The 17963-nt window shown below is 39.6% G+C and carries 15 protein-coding genes; 5 read left to right on the top strand and 10 right to left on the bottom strand.

Going from position 1 to position 17963, the window contains the following annotated elements; all coding sequences use genetic code 11:
- The 7 genes from R2Q94_RS09430 to R2Q94_RS09400 form a co-directional block, all read right to left on the bottom strand.
- Positions 1 to 1152, bottom strand: a complete 1152-nt coding sequence (locus tag R2Q94_RS09430) for a FecR family protein (protein ID WP_316821205.1) — start codon at positions 1150 to 1152, stop codon at positions 1 to 3.
- A gap of 115 nt (positions 1153 to 1267) precedes the next feature.
- On the bottom strand, positions 1268 to 1846 hold the full coding sequence (locus R2Q94_RS09425; protein WP_316821204.1) for an RNA polymerase sigma-70 factor: 579 nt from the start codon (positions 1844 to 1846) through the stop codon (positions 1268 to 1270).
- Between the two features lie 247 nt (positions 1847 to 2093).
- Entirely contained in the window at positions 2094 to 3449 is a 1356-nt protein-coding gene (locus R2Q94_RS09420) for a rhodanese-like domain-containing protein (RefSeq protein WP_316821203.1), read from the bottom strand.
- Between the two features lie 128 nt (positions 3450 to 3577).
- Positions 3578 to 3991 (bottom strand): DUF6691 family protein, encoded by a 414-nt coding sequence (locus R2Q94_RS09415; protein WP_316821202.1) that lies wholly within the window; start codon positions 3989 to 3991, stop codon positions 3578 to 3580.
- A gap of 57 nt (positions 3992 to 4048) precedes the next feature.
- Entirely contained in the window at positions 4049 to 4606 is a 558-nt protein-coding gene (locus R2Q94_RS09410; protein WP_316821201.1) for a YeeE/YedE family protein, read from the bottom strand.
- An 85-nt stretch (positions 4607 to 4691) separates the two neighbouring features.
- A complete protein-coding gene (locus tag R2Q94_RS09405; protein WP_316821200.1) occupies positions 4692 to 5489 on the bottom strand; it encodes a sulfite exporter TauE/SafE family protein in 798 nt (265 codons plus the stop codon).
- A gap of 66 nt (positions 5490 to 5555) precedes the next feature.
- On the bottom strand, positions 5556 to 6197 hold the full coding sequence (locus R2Q94_RS09400; RefSeq protein WP_316821199.1) for a Crp/Fnr family transcriptional regulator: 642 nt from the start codon (positions 6195 to 6197) through the stop codon (positions 5556 to 5558).
- A gap of 183 nt (positions 6198 to 6380) precedes the next feature.
- Here R2Q94_RS09400 and R2Q94_RS09395 point away from each other — a divergent pair, with 183 nt between their 5' ends.
- Positions 6381 to 6953: a DUF417 family protein gene (locus R2Q94_RS09395; protein WP_316821198.1), complete on the top strand. Its 573-nt coding sequence runs from the start codon at positions 6381 to 6383 to the stop codon at positions 6951 to 6953.
- Positions 6954 to 7105: 152 nt separating this feature from the next.
- Positions 7106 to 10093, top strand: a complete 2988-nt coding sequence (locus R2Q94_RS09390; RefSeq protein WP_316821197.1) for a glycoside hydrolase domain-containing protein — start codon at positions 7106 to 7108, stop codon at positions 10091 to 10093.
- Positions 10094 to 10178: 85 nt separating this feature from the next.
- Here the strand turns inward: R2Q94_RS09390 and R2Q94_RS09385 are convergent, their stop codons facing one another.
- Positions 10179 to 13352, bottom strand: a complete 3174-nt coding sequence (locus R2Q94_RS09385; RefSeq protein ID WP_316821196.1) for a carboxypeptidase regulatory-like domain-containing protein — start codon at positions 13350 to 13352, stop codon at positions 10179 to 10181.
- Between the two features lie 332 nt (positions 13353 to 13684).
- On the opposite strand from R2Q94_RS09385, the gene lpdA reads away from it, so the two are divergent.
- The 3 genes from lpdA (at position 13685) to R2Q94_RS09370 (ending at position 16899) form a co-directional block, all read left to right on the top strand.
- Positions 13685 to 15073, top strand: a complete 1389-nt coding sequence (lpdA, locus tag R2Q94_RS09380; protein ID WP_316821195.1) for a dihydrolipoyl dehydrogenase — start codon at positions 13685 to 13687, stop codon at positions 15071 to 15073.
- A gap of 101 nt (positions 15074 to 15174) precedes the next feature.
- Positions 15175 to 16014, top strand: coding sequence for an MBL fold metallo-hydrolase (locus R2Q94_RS09375; protein WP_316821194.1), 840 nt, complete (start codon positions 15175 to 15177; stop codon positions 16012 to 16014).
- A gap of 552 nt (positions 16015 to 16566) precedes the next feature.
- Positions 16567 to 16899: a YegP family protein gene (locus R2Q94_RS09370; RefSeq protein WP_410478538.1), complete on the top strand. Its 333-nt coding sequence runs from the start codon at positions 16567 to 16569 to the stop codon at positions 16897 to 16899.
- Between the two features lie 63 nt (positions 16900 to 16962).
- On the opposite strand, the gene R2Q94_RS09365 is transcribed toward R2Q94_RS09370, so the two are convergent.
- Complete coding sequence (locus R2Q94_RS09365; RefSeq protein ID WP_316821192.1) at positions 16963 to 17172, bottom strand: helix-turn-helix transcriptional regulator; 210 nt, start codon at positions 17170 to 17172, stop codon at positions 16963 to 16965.
- A 3-nt stretch (positions 17173 to 17175) separates the two neighbouring features.
- Positions 17176 to 17835, bottom strand: a complete 660-nt coding sequence (locus R2Q94_RS09360) for a DUF2975 domain-containing protein (RefSeq protein ID WP_316821191.1) — start codon at positions 17833 to 17835, stop codon at positions 17176 to 17178.
- Positions 17836 to 17963 lie beyond the last annotated feature (128 nt).

The raw sequence follows: 17963 nt of genomic DNA, 5'->3' as shown, positions 1-17963 counted from the left end.
TTAAGGCCTCACAATGATTTGTTTACCATGAACACTGAAATGCACTTTAAAAAAGCTCAGGATATCCAGTACTTGCGAGAGGTTGCTATTTCTATCGATCTCGCCAGAGAATTGTCTACGTGGTAAAGTCCCTTCATAAACCACGTCCAGGTCATACCAACGCGCTACAGCACGCATCACAGTAGGCAAATCTTCCTCTTCAAATTTGAAGACGCCGTTTTTCCAGGCGATGGCTTCCGCTTCCTTTCCGTAATTGATGTGGAACTGACGATCATTTAATGCCGACTGCTGTCCTGGTTTCAGCACCATTGAATGATCCTCAGTAATATTACTTTTTACTTTTACGGAACCTTCCAATAAAGTAGTCTTTGTGTTGGGTTCGTCTGTATAAGCATTGATATTGAAATGAGTCCCCAATACTTCCACGGTTTGTTTAGTGGTAGAAACTTTAAAGGATTTTGCCTGTGCTGATTTAGCAACTTCAAAATAAGCCTCTCCGGTTAGGTTCACCAGTCGTTCTTCACCTGAAAATGTCGTAGGATAACGTAACGAAGATGCGGCATTCAGCCATACCTTAGTCCCATCAGGAAGGTTGATCTGGTATTGTCCGCCTTTAGGCGTTGCGATGGTATTCATCGCTGTCTTTTGGGTATTTTGTGCCGCAGAAACCGTATAAACCAATTGACCATCTTTGGTCTTTGTAATGGTAATTCCAGATTGTTCAGCTAATTTTCCGTTTCCGGCTTCATCAAGGGTAATCTGCTGTCCATCAGCCAAGGTCAATATGGCCTTGTTTCCTCCTGGAAGAATAGGACTTTTGGCACCGTAGTTGGCTGTTGATAAATCAGAAGTAGTACCTGATGGGCGCTGAGCCTTAAAAATAACCAGGCCAATCCCTGCAACCAGTACTACTGCAGCCGCAGCGGCAATGCGTTGCCATACAGGAGTCCTTTTAACTATCGAAGGTAATGATTCATCAGTGTCATGAATGGGCAACCTGTCCCAAATCCGGTCAGTAGCCGATTCTATCTCCTCATGATGCAATTCAGTTGCTGCATTTGGGAATGTCAAATACCAGGTTTCTACAATTGCCTTTTCTTCATCTGTACAATTTCCTGCTTTATATTTCTCTAATAACTCCTTTGCCTGCATAAACCTTTGATGCTATTTAACCTATAGACGGTTAGCCTGGACCCTGGGCGTAAAAGAAAATGAAAATAATTACAACAAGATTGATAATGAGGTGTATAAATACATTAAAATATGATTAGCGCTGACTGATGTACAGCATGTAAAGCAAAATACCGAATTTTCCCCTGAGGATTTTAAGTGCGTTATTGACGTGTTTTTTGACAGTGGTTTCAGAGAGCTCCAGGGCTGAAGCAATTTCTTTATGACTGAGGTTGGCTTTTCTGCTCATTTCAAAAACCTCCTTCATCTTTGGTGGTAAAGCACTGATCTCCTTTTCAATCATTGCTGAAAGTTCATTTTCCCGAACCAGATGATCTGTCTGAGCCTCACTATGGTCGATAAAATGTTGCAAAGACACCATATACTCCGAAGCTACTTTTTTATGGCTGATCAAATCTATGATTCGATTTCTAACGGACTGATAGAGGTATCCCGACAAATGTGTTTTTAAGACCAATTCAGTTCTTTTTGTCCACAGTGCAGCAAAAAGTTCATGAACCACATCATCGGCTTCCGCTTGATTTCTAAGTTTATGATAGGCATGGATGTACAATAAACCTTTATACCGATTGTAAATTTCGGTAAAAGCAGCTTTGTCGCTATCTTTTAAACAAGCAACTAAATCAGAATCGGCTAAAGTGGTATATGAAATCATTATTTAGGAGTCATTGCCCTCTTTCTGGCAGATCCTGCTCAATATTAATTAAATTTTCTGTAAAAATGAGTCGGATTCTATATAAACAAATTGTTAAGACTCAGCTAAAACACTAATGATGAGTTACATTATAGCATTTCAGCTGAGGCTCAATCCTGATCATTATCCTCATCATTCAGGCAATAAGAGAAAATTTCTACGCCTTACCCCGCATTCACCATGTCTGGCGCTGAATGGTATCCATCAGCTATTTCTCCGGTTTTGCAAAATCGCGAACCACTACTCCCAGGTCGTATACCGGAGTGATTGCACCAAATTCTGCGGCAATAATACTGCTTCCAGCTGCACTCCTGCTACCTCCTGCGCAATGCACCACTATCGGTTTATCTGCCGGAACCTCTTTAATTCGTTCCCTCAATTCTCCCAGAGGGATATTTTTAGAATGGTCGAATATTTTGTTCTTTTTTACTTCATTTTCATTCCTGACATCAATAATGGTAAATTCCTCAGGATTGGCAATGAAACATTCTAAAGGCAATACAGGCATAAATACATCGCCAGAATTGGAGACAAAAGCGGCAAGAATAAACCCTTCATAACCAATACTTGCAGAACGATGGATCAATTCTTCCAGTTCCTGGGCATTGGAGGCTGTTAAATAAAAATGCTCCCCTGGTCTGATGATGCTTCCCAACCAGGTTTCAAACTTTTTGCCATAAACAATATTCACTGCACCAGGAAAATGACCGGCTTTAAAATGAGCCTCAGGACGCGCATCCACGACTACAATAGAGGCGTTAATTTCTTCCAGTTCAGGTTGTTTAATTATCTTCACCTGATCCACTAAAGGTTTGAAATGCGCTGCTCCCTTTCTGTTCAGCTCTACATCATAACCAAAATATTTAGGGATGAATGGCTGATCACTCGTTAATTCTTTAATAAAATCAGTTTCAGTCATTTTCTGAAGAGACCAGTTGCTTTGCTTTTCCTCCCCAATGGTGCTGAAGTTTGCAGTGCTTAAAGCTTTCCCACATAAAGTACCGGAACCATGTGCGGGGTAAACCAAAACTTCATCGGCCAATACCATTAATTTATCCCTTAGGGAATGGTACATCTGAAGCGCCAGTTTTTCGCGTTTGGCCTGTAAATTTCCTACAGACTCCCTTAAGTCAGGTCTGCCACAATCGCCAATAAACAAAGTATCACCTGTAAAAACGGCTTTGGCTTTTCCATCATGTTCCAACAATATCGAAATACTATCCGGAGAATGACCTGGAGTATGAATACTACTTAGTTTTATTTTACCAAAATCAAGCCTTGTACCCTCATCAAATTGATGTACAGGATAAGCAGCACCAGTTAAACTATGCGCATATATTTTAGCTCCCGTGCTTTCATGAATCTCGAGGTGGCTACTCACAAAATCGGCATGTGGATGGGTTTCTATGACTCCAATAATCTCCGCGTCAAACTTCTTTGCAAAATCATAATAAGGTTCAGGATTACGGGAAGGATCTATCAATACGATCTTTTGCTCACATTCACTTACGATTGCATAGCTATAATGCGCTAAAAACTCATCTTTAAACTGTTCTATAATCATTTCAATTCATTTAACGTAAAACCTATTTTCTAACCTTCTACCCTTTGATTCTATACAAATTTCAACAATTAAAGGGAGTTATTGTGTGACCAATATCACCTGTTTATGGAATATTCCACCTTGTTGTTTTAATGTGGGAGTTTATCTTTTAGCAAGCCATAAAGATAAGTTCCCAGTAAAGCGCCAAAAATAACAATGAGCATTGTCAGGTAGCCATAACCGAGGTTTACAAACATGGGCCCCGGACAAGCACCGCTGAGCGCCCAGCCCAGTCCAAAAATGGCACCTCCAATGAGGTACTTCTTATACTGCTTGTCTTTTTCTGGAAATTCGATCAATTGATTTTCTGAATCTTTCAAATGATACTTTTTAATCAGAAAAACGGCGATCACGCCCAGCACTACTGCAGTACCAATGATGCCATACATATGGAAAGATTGAAAGCGAAACATCTCCTGGATACGAAACCAGGATACTGCTTCAGATTTACTCATGATGATGCCGAAAAGTATGCCGGCAAGGATATATTTTAATGTTTTCATTTAATTTCTTTAATAATTTATAAGCATAAAACCTGGATAAAAATCCAATCCAGACCATCAGATCAGCAATGGCAATAGCAGCCAGGTCATGATCAATCCTCCAATAAAGAAACCGATCACGGCTACCAAGGAAGGTAATTGCAAATTCGACAGTCCGGATATCGCATGCCCCGAAGTACAACCACCGGCATACCTGGAACCGAAACCTACCAGAATCCCGCCTGACAGCAACAAAATCCATGTTTTTGGAGCAGCTAAAGCTTGCAGGCCAAACAATTCATCCGGATTAAGCTGACCGTTAAACTGAATTCCCATATGCTGAAGATCCTTTACTGTAGCAGCTGATAATTCCAGCGCATTAGGATTAGAAAGAAAAGTAGAAGAGATCCATCCACCAATCACTGCCCCTATTAAAAACAACAGGTTCCAACGTTGAGCTCTCCAGTCAAAATCAAAAAATTTAACCTTTTTACCTGCTCCGGCCATACTGCAGATGGTCCTTAAATTAGAGGAAAAGCCAAAGGACTTGCCCCAAAAGTTAAGCAACAGCATAATGACTACAATCATAAAGCCCGAAAAATACCAGGGCCAGGGTTGTCTTATTAATTCTATCATCATATTATTTTTTTCTATTTATTATCTTTTCTATTAGGAAATGGGTTGAGGTTAAAGTTGATTAGTCAGAAGAACCCGTTTTTCTCTAAAAGAAAAGCTCTTTAGTCAGGATATAAATCCCCATCACCAATACAAACCATCCAAAACCAATTTTAAGTTTCTTACCATTCAGCCTTTTACTCAGGTAACCACCGATAAAAATTCCGGTAATGGCAATCATCGTAATTTTTAATAAAAAGATCCAGTCGATATTAAAATGACCAAAATCGCCTGAAAAGCCGATCAGCGAATTTAATGCAATGATAAAAAGCGAGGTACCAATCGCTTCTTTCATAGACAGGCCTACGAGCAACACTAAAGTAGGAATCAGCAAAAATCCTCCTCCTGCACCTAATAATCCAGTGGTTAAACCTATTCCAATTCCATACAGTAATAATTTTGCATAGTTTAAATCTTCATTTGCAACTGAAGGTTCTGCTGTTTGCGCTCTCCCACTTCTGATCATGGCAATTGCTGCAATGAGCATCAACAAGGCAAAAAGGCTCATCATCAACATCCTTTCCGTCAGTTCAAAATGCGCAAAAGAGGCAATATGTTCCGGGATTGCAGGAATCAGAAACTTTCTGCTGAGCCATACCGTAGTTACGGAACTCATTCCGAACAACAACGCTATTTTCACCTGTACCAGTCCATTCCTATAATTCTGAAATGCACCTACCAGACTCGTACTACCTACGATAAATAGAGAATAAGAAGTGGCCAGCAATGGCGAAATGCCAAATAAATAAACCAGTACCGGTACCGTTAAAATAGATCCACCACCACCGACTAATCCTAATGAAATACCAATTAGCGCCGAGGCCAGGTATGCAACAACTTCCATATTTTATTCCTTTAGGACAAAGATGGAGATTCCAGACCTGAATCAAGGTGACAAAAGTCACCGAATTTATGATTTCAGCTCGATATAGTTCCTATACAACTTTATTTCGCCTCTTTGTTCCATTTTCTTGAGCAATCGGGAGATCACTTCTCTGCTAGAATTTAAGTCGGCTGCAATTTCCTGGTGGGTTAAATTCAATTCATTGGATTGAAGCTGTTCCTTTTGTTTTTGAAGGTAAAAGCGGAGTCTTTCATCCAATCCTTTGAATGCGATGCTATCAATCACCAGCAACAATTCTTCAAATCTGGAGCGATACGTTTCCATCACAAAATAATACCAGCTAGGATATTCCTTCATCAGGCTATCCATTAAAGCAATAGGCAGCATGAGTATCGTACTGTCCTCAATCGCTTTTCCCATAACCTGACTGGACTCTTGTTTGGCGGCACAAATCATAGACAAGGCACAAGCTTCTCCTGGTTGCAGGTAATACATAAAAAACTCATCCCCTTCAGCCCCTTCCCTATACAATTTTACCCGGCCTTCAACGATGAGCACCGTAGACCTAAAATACTGTCCTGTTTGCATCAGGTGTTCACCCGCTTTCACTTGTTTCATGCTCACCTGTTCAATCAGGATCTGCCTTAACGCGGGTTCAAATTGAGGAAAGAGCGTATTGATATAATTACTTATACTAGATGAATTCATATGTTTATAATTACCGACCACATTGCAAGTATTGAAATATACAGAAAAATTTCATTTTCATAATCGCATAGCCAATTTGTTGTGGCCTGTGTTTTCAGACAGATTTGTCCATCTAATCGCTAAAATTGTCCATGGTATTCCGCATTTGATCTGCCGAGCTTTGTAGCTTAATTTTCAAATGTTATGACTGTTCAATTTACTTCATTCCTCCAAAGCCTTTCGGCTCTATCGTCGCTGAGTATCCGTTTCATCCGCATTGCGATTGCCATTGTATTGATCTGGATTGGTGCCTTAAAAGTTTATAATTATGAGGCCGAAGGAATTGTTCCTTTTGTGGCCAATTCTCCGGTAATGTCTTTCTTTTATGCCCATCCATCGGAGTACAAACCGCATATGCAAAAAGAAGGAGAAGCCAATCCGGAGAAAATTGCCTGGCATACAGCTAATCATACCTATCTATTCTCCTATGGATTAGGCACTGTGCTGGTCGTATTAGGAATCATGCTATTGTTGAACACTTATCATCCTGGCATTGGTATGGCTGGGGCAGCTTTAGTAATCATCATGTCGGTAGTTACCCTATCCTTTTTAATCACTACCAAAGATTCCTGGGTTCCTGATCTGGGAGATCCGAACCATGGTTTCCCGCTACTCTCCGCCAGAGGCAGACTGGTGGTCAAAGATATCATTATGATGGCTGGTGCTTTTGCAGCCTTGTCAGATTCTGCCAGACAGTACCTGGCTAAATTAGGCTAAGTAAATCTTTTAATGATTCGAAGAACAACTTTTCATTTATAAAGCACCCTCAAATCTATCTGCACTCATGATCAAACGATTGCGTTGATTATTTTTCAAACAACTTAGAAATAACACCTAATTTTATTAGAATAATCAACACAACCGTTTTTATGAAAAAATACTTAGTACCATTTATTTTGGTACTTCTGGCCGGAAACACATCGGCACAGGAGCTGAAATATACCAATGGTAAAAATGCATGGAATCCAGATTCCCTGGGCAATCACCGTGTAGTGCTTAATGTGACCAGTGATGGCCGGGTAGCCAAAGCCATCATCCCCTGGCGCAGAAGAGATCTCCAACCTGAATTAAAGCAAATCTGGGTAGTAGATGCGAAAACCAATCAAATGGTAAAACAAGTCAAAGTTGGCGAAATCAACAGGGAGCAAGGCACCATTTACTTCGAACCCAGCTCTGGAATCGGCAGCTATTACCTTTATTACCAACCATACAAAGTAGATGGCCGTTCTAATTATCCGAATGCAGTTTACCTCCAAAGAAAAGATCAGAACAATCCCTCCTGGCCAGCTGAAAATGCAAAAATCGCGACAGTAAAAGTTCAGGAAATCCAATCGGTGAATGCCATGAACAGCAATTATCCGATGGAGGTGATCGCCACTGCTAAAGAAACCCTGGCACTGATCAAAAACCATCCACAGAAAAGCTACCTGGTATTTCCGGAAGACCGTTTAAATCCCATAAAGATGAAGGACGATTTACCACAACGCTGGATCACCAAAGGCCTTCAATCACAATTCTCGGGCAGTGCAGCCAAAGGCGAAAACTATGCCTTTCAATTGGGAATCTATCCGGTAAAACAGGACCTGAAAAATGTACAGTTAAAATTTACCGCATTAAAAAGCAAAACCGGCGCAAGCCTTCCCGCTAGTATTTTATCTTGTCTGAATACGGATGGGACCAACTGGAATACACAAGCCTTACATAAAACAGTAGACGTTGCGAAAGGAAAAGTCCAGGCATTGTGGGTATTGGCTAATCTTCCAAAAAGCGCCATTGCTGGGACCTATACTGGCAGCGTTACGGTTACCGCTAATGGAGTTCCGGCTACAACGATTCGTATAAACCTAACCGTCAATAATAAGACCATAGCGGATGGCGGTATCAACGAACCCTGGAAGCAAACCCGTTTAACCTGGTTGAACTCTACCCTGGCTCAGAAAAATGAAGTCATAGCACCATATACGCCACTGGTGTTAAAAGAGCAGAGCATCTCCTTACTGGGCCGAAAAGTAGATTTAAACAAAGATGGATTTCCTGCACAGATCCAAACCTTTTTTACACCAGAGATGACTGAATTCTCTACTACCGGAAAAGAAATCCTGACAGAACCCATTCATTTTCATGTAAAAGATATGAAGGACAAAGACCTGATCTGGAAAAACGGTCCTTTAACCTTTACAGAGCAAAGTCCTGGAACGATCAAATGGAGCAACACAAACACTTCGGGGGGGCTAAAAATGGAAGTCGATGGAGCGATAGAATTTGATGGCTTCCTTTCCTATACTGTAAAAATCATCGCTATGGAGGACATCGCATTAAATGATGTCCGTTTACACATTCCGTTTAGAGAGCAAGCGGCCAAATACATGATGGGTCTCGGATTAAAAGGTGGCTACAGACCAGATACCCTGAAATGGAAATGGGATGTAGCGAATAAAAACCAGGATGGCGCATGGATTGGTGATGTCAATGCCGGCTTACAATACACTTTAAAAGACAATCACTATGTTCGTCCGCTCAATACAAATTTCTACCTGCAGAAGCCCTTATTGCTCCCTACATCCTGGGGAAATGAAGGAAAAGGAGGTATTGAAGTATTCAAAAAAGGAAAAGCGATTTTATCTGACAACTACAGTGGTTCTCAGCGCATGAAAAAAGGAGACACTTTATATTATAACTTCAATTTACTGATCACACCTTTCCATCCCATCAATACTGATTTTCAATGGAGCAATAGGTTTTACCATAAATATGATAACCTGGACACCATTAAAGCAACTGGTGCAAACCTGATAAATATTCACCACGCAACCCCAATCAACCCTTATATCAATTATCCATTCATTGCGCATAAAGAGATGAAATCTTACATCAATGAAGCGCATTTGAAAGGCTTAAAAGTTAAAATCTACAATACTGTTCGGGAGTTGTCAAATAGTGCGTATGAAACCTTCCCTTTACGTAGTCTGGGGCATGAGATTTATTCGCCGGGTGCTGGAGGAGGTTACTCCTGGTTACAGGAACACCTGGGTAAGGACTATATAGCGGCCTGGTATGTTCCGGAAATCAAAGATGCAGCGGTGGTAAACAGTGGCATGAGCAGGTGGCACAATTACTATGTGGAAGGCATGAACTGGCTGGTACAAAACGTAGGCATCGACGGCATTTATCTGGATGATGTGGCTTTTGACCGTACCACCATGAAAAGAATAAAAAGGGTATTAACGAAGGATGGACATCCGGGAATTATCGATTTACACTCAGCCAACCAATACAATAAAAGCGATGGCTTTAACAACAGTGCAAACCTTTATATGGAACATTTCCCTTACCTGAACAGACTGTGGTTTGGTGAGTATTTCTATTATGACAAAAACAGTCCTGATTTCTTCCTGACTGAAGTGTCAGGTATTCCTTTTGGTCTGATGGGTGAAATGCTGCAGGATGGAGGAAATGCCTGGAGGGGAATGCTGTATGGCATGACCAATAGAATGCCATGGAGTGATGGTGCCGACCCACGTCCGATCTGGAAAGAATGGGACAATTTTGGCATGCAGGGCAGTAAAATGATCGGTTACTGGGTAGAAAACAATCCGGTAAAGAGCAATAATCCAGCGGTTCCGGTTACGATTTATAAGAAAGATAAAAGTGTGTTGCTCTCCTTGGCGAGTTGGGCAGAAAATGAGGTAAACATCCGATTAAATATCGACTGGAAAGCATTGGGTATCGACCCTGCTAAAGCAAGTATTACTGCATCGGAACTGAAGAACTTTCAACCTTCAGCAAGCTTTGCAGTAGATCAGGAGATTCCTGTTCCGAAAGGTAAAGGCTGGATGTTGGTGATTAAGGAACAATAATTCTGCAGAGGCACCGGCCTTAGTTAAATAAAAAATCCCCGCTCCTTTTACAAGGGCGGGGATTTTTTTATGGATTACATCAATCTTAGTTAAAAATATATCTAAGACCAATTTGAGCTTGCCATCTTGAATCAAATCCTGACACACTGTATGGTGAACCAGTTGAAGGCGCTTTAAAGTTAAAGCCTCTATCCGATGCCTGAGTAGTGTTATAGTTGATTAAAGTGTTTGCACTGTTAGATACAAAATACTTTCTTCCCCAGTCCTTATTCAATAAGTTACCAACGTTGATGATATCAACAGACAATTGTAATCTGTTTTTTGTACCGTGGATCATGCCACCTAAATCTTGCATTACACGAACATCAAATTGGTGTTCCCAAGGCATTCTAGCACCATTACGTTCTGTATACTCACCTCTGTGTTTGCTTAAGTATGGATCATTGCTGATGTAATTATCAAGCGCTGCCCATTGCTCTGCTGGAGTCGCTGTACCTGGAGTAACAATTACTTGGTTTGCTGAGTTTCTAGCATAGTAAGGAACTAATTTAATTTCGCTAGCATTTCTTGGTACGTACATTAAATCATTTTGATTTGCACCATCACCGTTAAGATCACCAAAATAAAGGTAAGTAAATGGTGAACCAGATTTACCAACGTAGAACATCGAGAATGTAGTTCCGAAAGTTTTGTTTTTACCGTAGTTTACACCATAGCTTAAGCTACCAATCACACGGTGTCTTAAGTCAAAGTTTGAATAAGCAACCGGTGCATTGTTTGGATCATTAACGATTTGTAAAAACTGCCAGTTAGAAAAAGCAGTACTGCTTGCTCCACTGTTTACGTCTTGAGATTTACCGTAGTTATAAGCAACCATTGCACTTAAACCAAAGTTAAATGATTTAGACAATTGTGCAGTTAAGCTATAAGAAGAACCTTCGCTTGTGTTATCTAATAACAATACGTTAGTGAAAGTGGCATCTACTTTACCACCATAAGTAGGTCTTGTATCTTGTCCACCTGAAAGGTTTGGAGCAAGTGTACCTGTACGGCCTTTAATGTTGATGTTTGAATAATTAACGTTATTGATTGTTTTAGAATAGATACCATCTAATGTAGCAAGGATACCACCTGGTAATTTAATATCTGTTCCTAAACTGTAACGCAATACTTGAGGCAATTTAAATTTATCAGACAATAAATTCACCTCATATGTTTTACCTGGAGTACCAGCAGTATTTTGTTTATTTGGATCTGGTACAAAAGCAATTGGTACTGTTGTAGTAGCCGTTTGATCTACACTACCATATAACATACCACTGTTTGTAAATTGGTTTGCCATCCAAACGAAAGGAACCCTTCCAGTGAATAGACCTAGACCACCTCTTACTTGCATGGTTCTATCTCCAGTTACATCCCAGTTAAAGCCCATTCTTGGAGAAACTAAGATTTGTCCACTTGGCAATTTAGCAGTATTGTAACCTGGGAAAGCCGAAGCTACTAAAGGATTGTATAAGGGCTTATCAAAGAATAAAGGTACGTCAACTCTTAAACCAGCGGTTAACTTGAAGTTGTCAGCAACCTCAATCTCATCCTGGAAGTAGAAGCCCAATTGTGCTGCAGAAAATGCTGCTGCCGGACGGTTATCACCTGGAACGATTGAATAAGCAGCCTGAACTCTGTTAGGTTTCTGGTTGATATAATCGTCTACATTATTGTATTGCCAGTAACCATTTGCATTGTTAATGAATAAGTTTCTGAACTTAAAGAACTCATTGTGTGTACCTACTGTGAAGGTATGTTTACCAGCAAAGATTTTAAAGTTGTCTGTGAATTCAAAGATATCCTGATCTAACTCATTTGCTGCAGAACTTCTTTCTGTACCTAATGACGCCGACTGACCAGCAACACCATTTAGGTTATTGATAGTGATCTGAGGGAACAATGAACCATTTGGAACTCTGCTGTCTCTGATTCTTGAATAACCAATGATTAAGTTATTAGAAAGCGTTTGATTGAAACGGCTTCTCAACTCTAAAATTGAAACATTCTGAGTGTTTTTGAATCTATAACCGTTATTTCCGAAACGGAAACTACTTGCACTTCTTGAAAGGTTATCATCAAAAGCATCTACGTAGTTGTTACGTAAAGTCAACTGATGCTTATCGTTGATGTTCCAATCTAAACGAACTAAGAATTTATTGCTTTGTGTTTGTGTTTGAACTTCATTGAAAGCACCTACATCATAACCGTAAGTGGTTTGCGCAAAGTTAGCGATTCTCTGTGCATCAGCAATAGAAAGTACTGAACCCGGATCACCAGCGTTGAAAGTAGTTGGTTGTTTAACACGTGTTGCCTCAACACTTGCGAAAACGAATAACTTGTCTTTAATAATTGGCGCGCCAAGACGTGCACCGAAAGTTGTGTTGTAAAACTCAGTGGCTTTAGTATTTAAACCATCTACGCTTTTACCAATTGTATTTTGATTTCTGCCATAGAAATAAGCAGATCCCTCTACAGTGTTTGTACCAGAACGTGTGATTGCATTTACACCACCACCTGTAAAGCTACCTTGAGTGATGTCATAAGGAGCAATTACCACCTGAACCTCTTGGATCGCATCCAGAGAGATTGGTTGAGTACCTGCCGGGCCACCTGGAGTACCATTTGCTGATAAACCAAAAACGTCATTGTTTACTGCACCATCAATAGTGATGTTGTTGAAACGGTTGTTTGAACCTGCAAAAGAGTTACCATTTGCCTGTGGAGTTAAACGGGTAATGTCAGAAAGACTTCTACTCAAGGTTGGCATTTCTTCGATTTGCTTTTTACCGATAGTAGTAGATGCACCAGTTCTTTTACTGTTCAGTACTGTGCTGTTTTTTCCAACCACTTGTACTTCTTCTAAATTCTGACCACCTTCCGACAATTTAATTTTAAGTGTAAAAGTTTCACCTAATTTCAGGTAAACACCTTCAATTTTTTCTACTTTGTAACCAATATAACTAGCTGTCACGGTATAAGGACCACCAGTGTTAATGTTTACAAAATTGTACCTTCCATCAGTATTAGAGGAGGCAGTGTATCGTGTCCCGGTAGGATTGTGGACAGCTACTATGGTTGCTCCTGGTAATGGACCTTTTGCATCAGCAACAATTCCATTTAAATTGGATGTAGTAACCTGAGCATTTGCATTGGAAATGAATCCTACGAAAGCAAAAATGATTACTGCAACCTTAAATAGTAAAGATTTCTTCATACTTTTTTTATTAATGTTTGTTTTTTTATGATACTGCAATACAATATATGGGCACAAAGGTAAAAATTAATTCATCTGGCAGTGCGGTTCGAATGTTAAATAATTATTAAATATCACAATAATTTTCAACATTTAACATCTCCTTTAACATATCCAACTTACAGTTTGTCAGGAATTTGTTAAATTATAAAATAAAAACAATAAGCTGATCTCAGGCAGGGCAATTAAATTAAAGTTCTGAAATGCAACAGACAAAAATCTAAGAGGCGGTATTAATGAACAATTTTTTTAATTTTGGCAATTACTTAAGTTAAAATTCCTTTATATAAGATATGAACTACGATGTAATTGTAATAGGCAGCGGTCCTGGTGGATATGTAGCTGCAATAAGAGCTTCTCAGTTAGGTTTAAAAACTGCAGTTGTAGAACGCGAATCTTTAGGCGGAATCTGCCTTAACTGGGGATGTATCCCAACCAAAGCCTTGTTAAAAAGCGCGCAGGTTTTTGAATATATCAATCATGCTGCTGAGTACGGCATCAAAACTGCGGAAGCTGAGGCTGATTTCGCAGCAGTGATTAAACGTAGTCGCGGTGTTGCTGATGGCATGAGCAAGGGTGTTCAATTCTTGATGAAGAAGAACAAAATTGACGTGATCATGGGAACCGGTAAAGCTAAACCTGGAAATAAAGTTGAGGTTAAAGCAGCAGATGGTACCATTAAAGATTATACTGCAACCAGTATTATATTGGCAACAGGTGGTAGATCAAGAGAATTGCCTAACTTAAAACAAGATGGTAAAAAAATCATCGGTTACAGACAGGCAATGGTATTACCTGAGCAACCAAAATCTATGGTAGTAGTAGGTTCTGGCGCAATTGGCGTTGAATTTGCTTACTTCTATGCGACTTTAGGTACTAAAGTAACAGTAGTAGAATTCATGGACAATATTGTTCCTGTAGAAGACGAAGATGTTTCTAAACAATTGTTACGCAGCTTCAAAAAAGCAGGCATCGAAGTGATGACTTCTTCAAGTGTTGAATCTGTAGATACCTCTGGTACTGGCTGTAAAGTTCAGGTAAAAACGGCTTCAGGCATGCAGACTTTAGAATGTGATATCGTTCTTTCTGCTGCAGGTGTAGTTGCAAACATTGAAAACATTGGTTTAGAAGAAACCGGCATCAAAACCGAAAAAGGTAAAGTGATTGTAGATGAATTCTACCGCACTAACGTAAAAGGTTATTATGCAATCGGTGATATTGTTCCTGGTCAGGCTTTAGCTCACGTAGCTTCAGCAGAAGGAATTATCTGTGTAGAAAAAATTGCTGGTCACAACCCAGAACCATTAGACTACAACAACATCCCTGGATGTACTTATTGCAGTCCTGAAATTGCTTCTGTTGGTTATACAGAGAAAGCAGCTAAAGCTGCCGGATATGAATTGAAAATTGGTAAATTCCCATTCTCAGCTTCAGGTAAAGCCAGTGCAGCGGGTGCTAAAGATGGTTTCATTAAAATGATCTATGATGCAAAATACGGTGAATTACTAGGTGCACACATGATTGGTGCGAATGTAACTGAGCTGATCGCAGAAATCGTAGTGGCCCGTAAACTGGAAACTACAGGACATGAAATGTTAAAAGCTGTTCACCCGCATCCAACAATGAGCGAAGCCATTATGGAAGCTACAGCTGATGCATATGGTGAAGTGATCCATTTGTAAATGATATCAATCGTCTATTCATCAGAATAGCGGTAAAAAAACCTGTTGAGCTTTTCAACAGGTTTTTTTTTACTTTTATATTTTACCTAAATCTAAAGTTCATGAACTTACATACGATCGATACCGGCCTGTTTAAATTAGACGGAGGCGCCATGTTTGGGGTGGTTCCTAAATCTATCTGGCAGAAAACCAGCCCTGCAGATGCCAATAATATGTGTACCTGGGCCATGCGTTGTCTGCTGATTGAAGATGGTGACCGACTAATTTTAGTAGACAATGGCATAGGTGATAAGCAGGACGAGAAGTTTATGGGACATTACTACCTCCATGGTGAGGATACCCTCGACAAATCACTTGCAGCAAAAGGCTTCTCCAGAGCAGACATTACTGATGTATTCCTGACCCACCTTCATTTTGACCACTGCGGAGGATCCATTGTACGTGAAGGTGATAAACTTAGACCTGCCTTTAAAAATGCGTTTTACTGGAGTAATGCCAAACACTGGGACTGGGCAGTAAACCCTAACGATCGGGAAAAGGCTTCCTTTTTAAAAGAGAACATCCTCCCAATTCAGGAAAGTGGCCAGTTGCGCTTCATAGAAGATGTTGAAGGTGTCCGCTTTCATGAAGGCATTAATATTCGTTTTGCTTACGGACATACTGATGCGATGATGTTGCCACAAATTCAATACAAAGGACATACCATCGTGTATATGGCAGATTTACTCCCTTCTGTCGGACATATACCCCTACCCTATGTGATGGCTTATGATATGTTTCCTCTAAAAACCCTCTCGGAAAAAAAATCCTTTCTTCAGGAAGCCGCAGAAAAACAATATATCCTGATGCTAGAACATGATGCGGTAAACGAATGTTGTACAGTTCAACAGACAGAAAAAGGCATCAGGCTTGATCGTACCTTCGACCTGGCCAGTCTGTAATCAAACTTATTTTAAAATCCAGCAGGCGGAGCGCAAAACTCCGCCTTTTTTTATTTCCAACTAAGGTGCTTTTCTTTTAAATACGATCCTGCATTAATCATTAGTTAAGCCCACTAAACAGGTGCTTTTTAGCTCTTCTGAACTTGCTAATGTTTTGCTTTTATGTTGCTCCGACAAGAGCAAAGTAATACAAATTCAAAGCAATAGCAAAACAGTAGCAAAACAAATAGCGAATTCCAGCCCCATAAAATCCATTGAAAAAATTGGATCTATTTCAGCATTCTTGCTGACATTCCAGGGCAGCGTTCAGCCCGTTTTTCAAAATACTAAAATACTCTTAAATATATTAAATAGAAATATTTATTTCCACAAAAGACTTGTTTTATTCACCTAATAAAACACAAGAAAATGGCATATTTACCAGGTATGCGGTAGAAACTCACTGATACTTAATATAATGATCATCATTAGATATTGTTTTAATGTATTATTTTTTATAAATTGAAATAAAATTTCAACCTGGAAACAGAAAAAACCAAATACAAATAAACGATTATGGGAAAATTCGAAATCAAAACAAGGAAAAATGGCGAATTTCAATTCGATTTGAAAGCAGGTAATGGTCAGGTAATCCTAAGCAGTGAAGGCTATACGACTAAAGCGAATTGTCAGAACGGAATTGAATCCGTGAAAAAAAACTCCAAAGATGACAGCAAGTTTGAAAGAAAAACTGCTACCAATGGAAAACCTTATTTCAACTTAAAAGCGACAAATGGGCAAGTAATTGGTACTAGCGAGATGTATGAATCTGAAGCGAGTCGCGACAACGGAATTGAATCTGTCAAAAAGAATGCACCAGAGGCAGAAGTTTCAGACCTCACCTAGTCGTTGTAAATAACGATCCAACAGCCTGTCAGTTTCATTTAAAAAACTGACAGGCTTTATTTACTATCCTTCTTTACGGTATTCTAAAAGATCTCCAGGTTGACAATCCAATGCCATACAGATGGCCTCAAGTGTTTCGAACCGAATGGCCTTTGCTTTCCCGGTTTTTAAAATGGAGAGGTTCGACATGGTAATCCCTACCTGCTCCGTTAATTCTGTCAATGACATTTTGCGCTGCGCCAACACCACATCTAAATTCACCACTATCGCCATATGTTATATCGTTAATTCCTGTTCTTTTTGCAGCTCGTATCCCTTTTTGAAAACATACATGATGGCCATGGCCGTCATTCCGGCTGCAAATAAAACATAGTTAAAATCAAATTGGTAACTTACCTGATAGGGAGTAAAACTAAATAATTCCTGTTTCTTTAGAAAAAGAATCACATCAGCAGTCCACAACAACACACTTAAAGCAATGGCATAAAATCCTATTTGTTTAATTCTATCTATATTTTTTAAGGTAAAGATCTCCCCTTTAGAAGAGTCGTCCAGAAAATAGTATAATTTACTGAACACTTTGAAGCTAATAATGAGCACTATCAATCCAAGTAAAGCAATTAAACCGGCGTAAATTGAAATCATCATATTGTCTTGCTTAAGATTATAAACAGTTCCTTCCACGAGCCGTTGCTGCTGTAAATTAAAAACATAGCCTGCCTTTCCAGTAATATGCAGAACATCTCCTGTTTTATAGATGACATTCTGGAATACAGCTTCCTTAAAACGAGGTTCTGCAGTTTGCAATTCATCAAATGAATTCCAGCCTTTCATAAAAGCTGAACTATGATCATAGATGGCTAGAATCAGTAAAACACCAGAAACCAGGATCAATACCCCCTTAATCATCCGAATAAATTTAAGATCTTTTCTCATTTTAAAAGTTTTTGCAGTATTTATCTGGTCTTTTCATTTTTTGTCAGCTGACAGTTTCGCTGCCTTTCAGGAAATTAAAATTCCGTACTAAAGAATTTCACATTCTGACTTCTGCTAGACAAAGCATA

The organism is Pedobacter gandavensis (genome assembly GCF_032678465.1).
GTDB classification, from domain to species: domain Bacteria; phylum Bacteroidota; class Bacteroidia; order Sphingobacteriales; family Sphingobacteriaceae; genus Pedobacter; species Pedobacter gandavensis_B.
The sequence above is the reverse complement of the archived record's forward strand: the minus strand, read 5'-3'. Positions and strand labels throughout refer to the sequence as shown.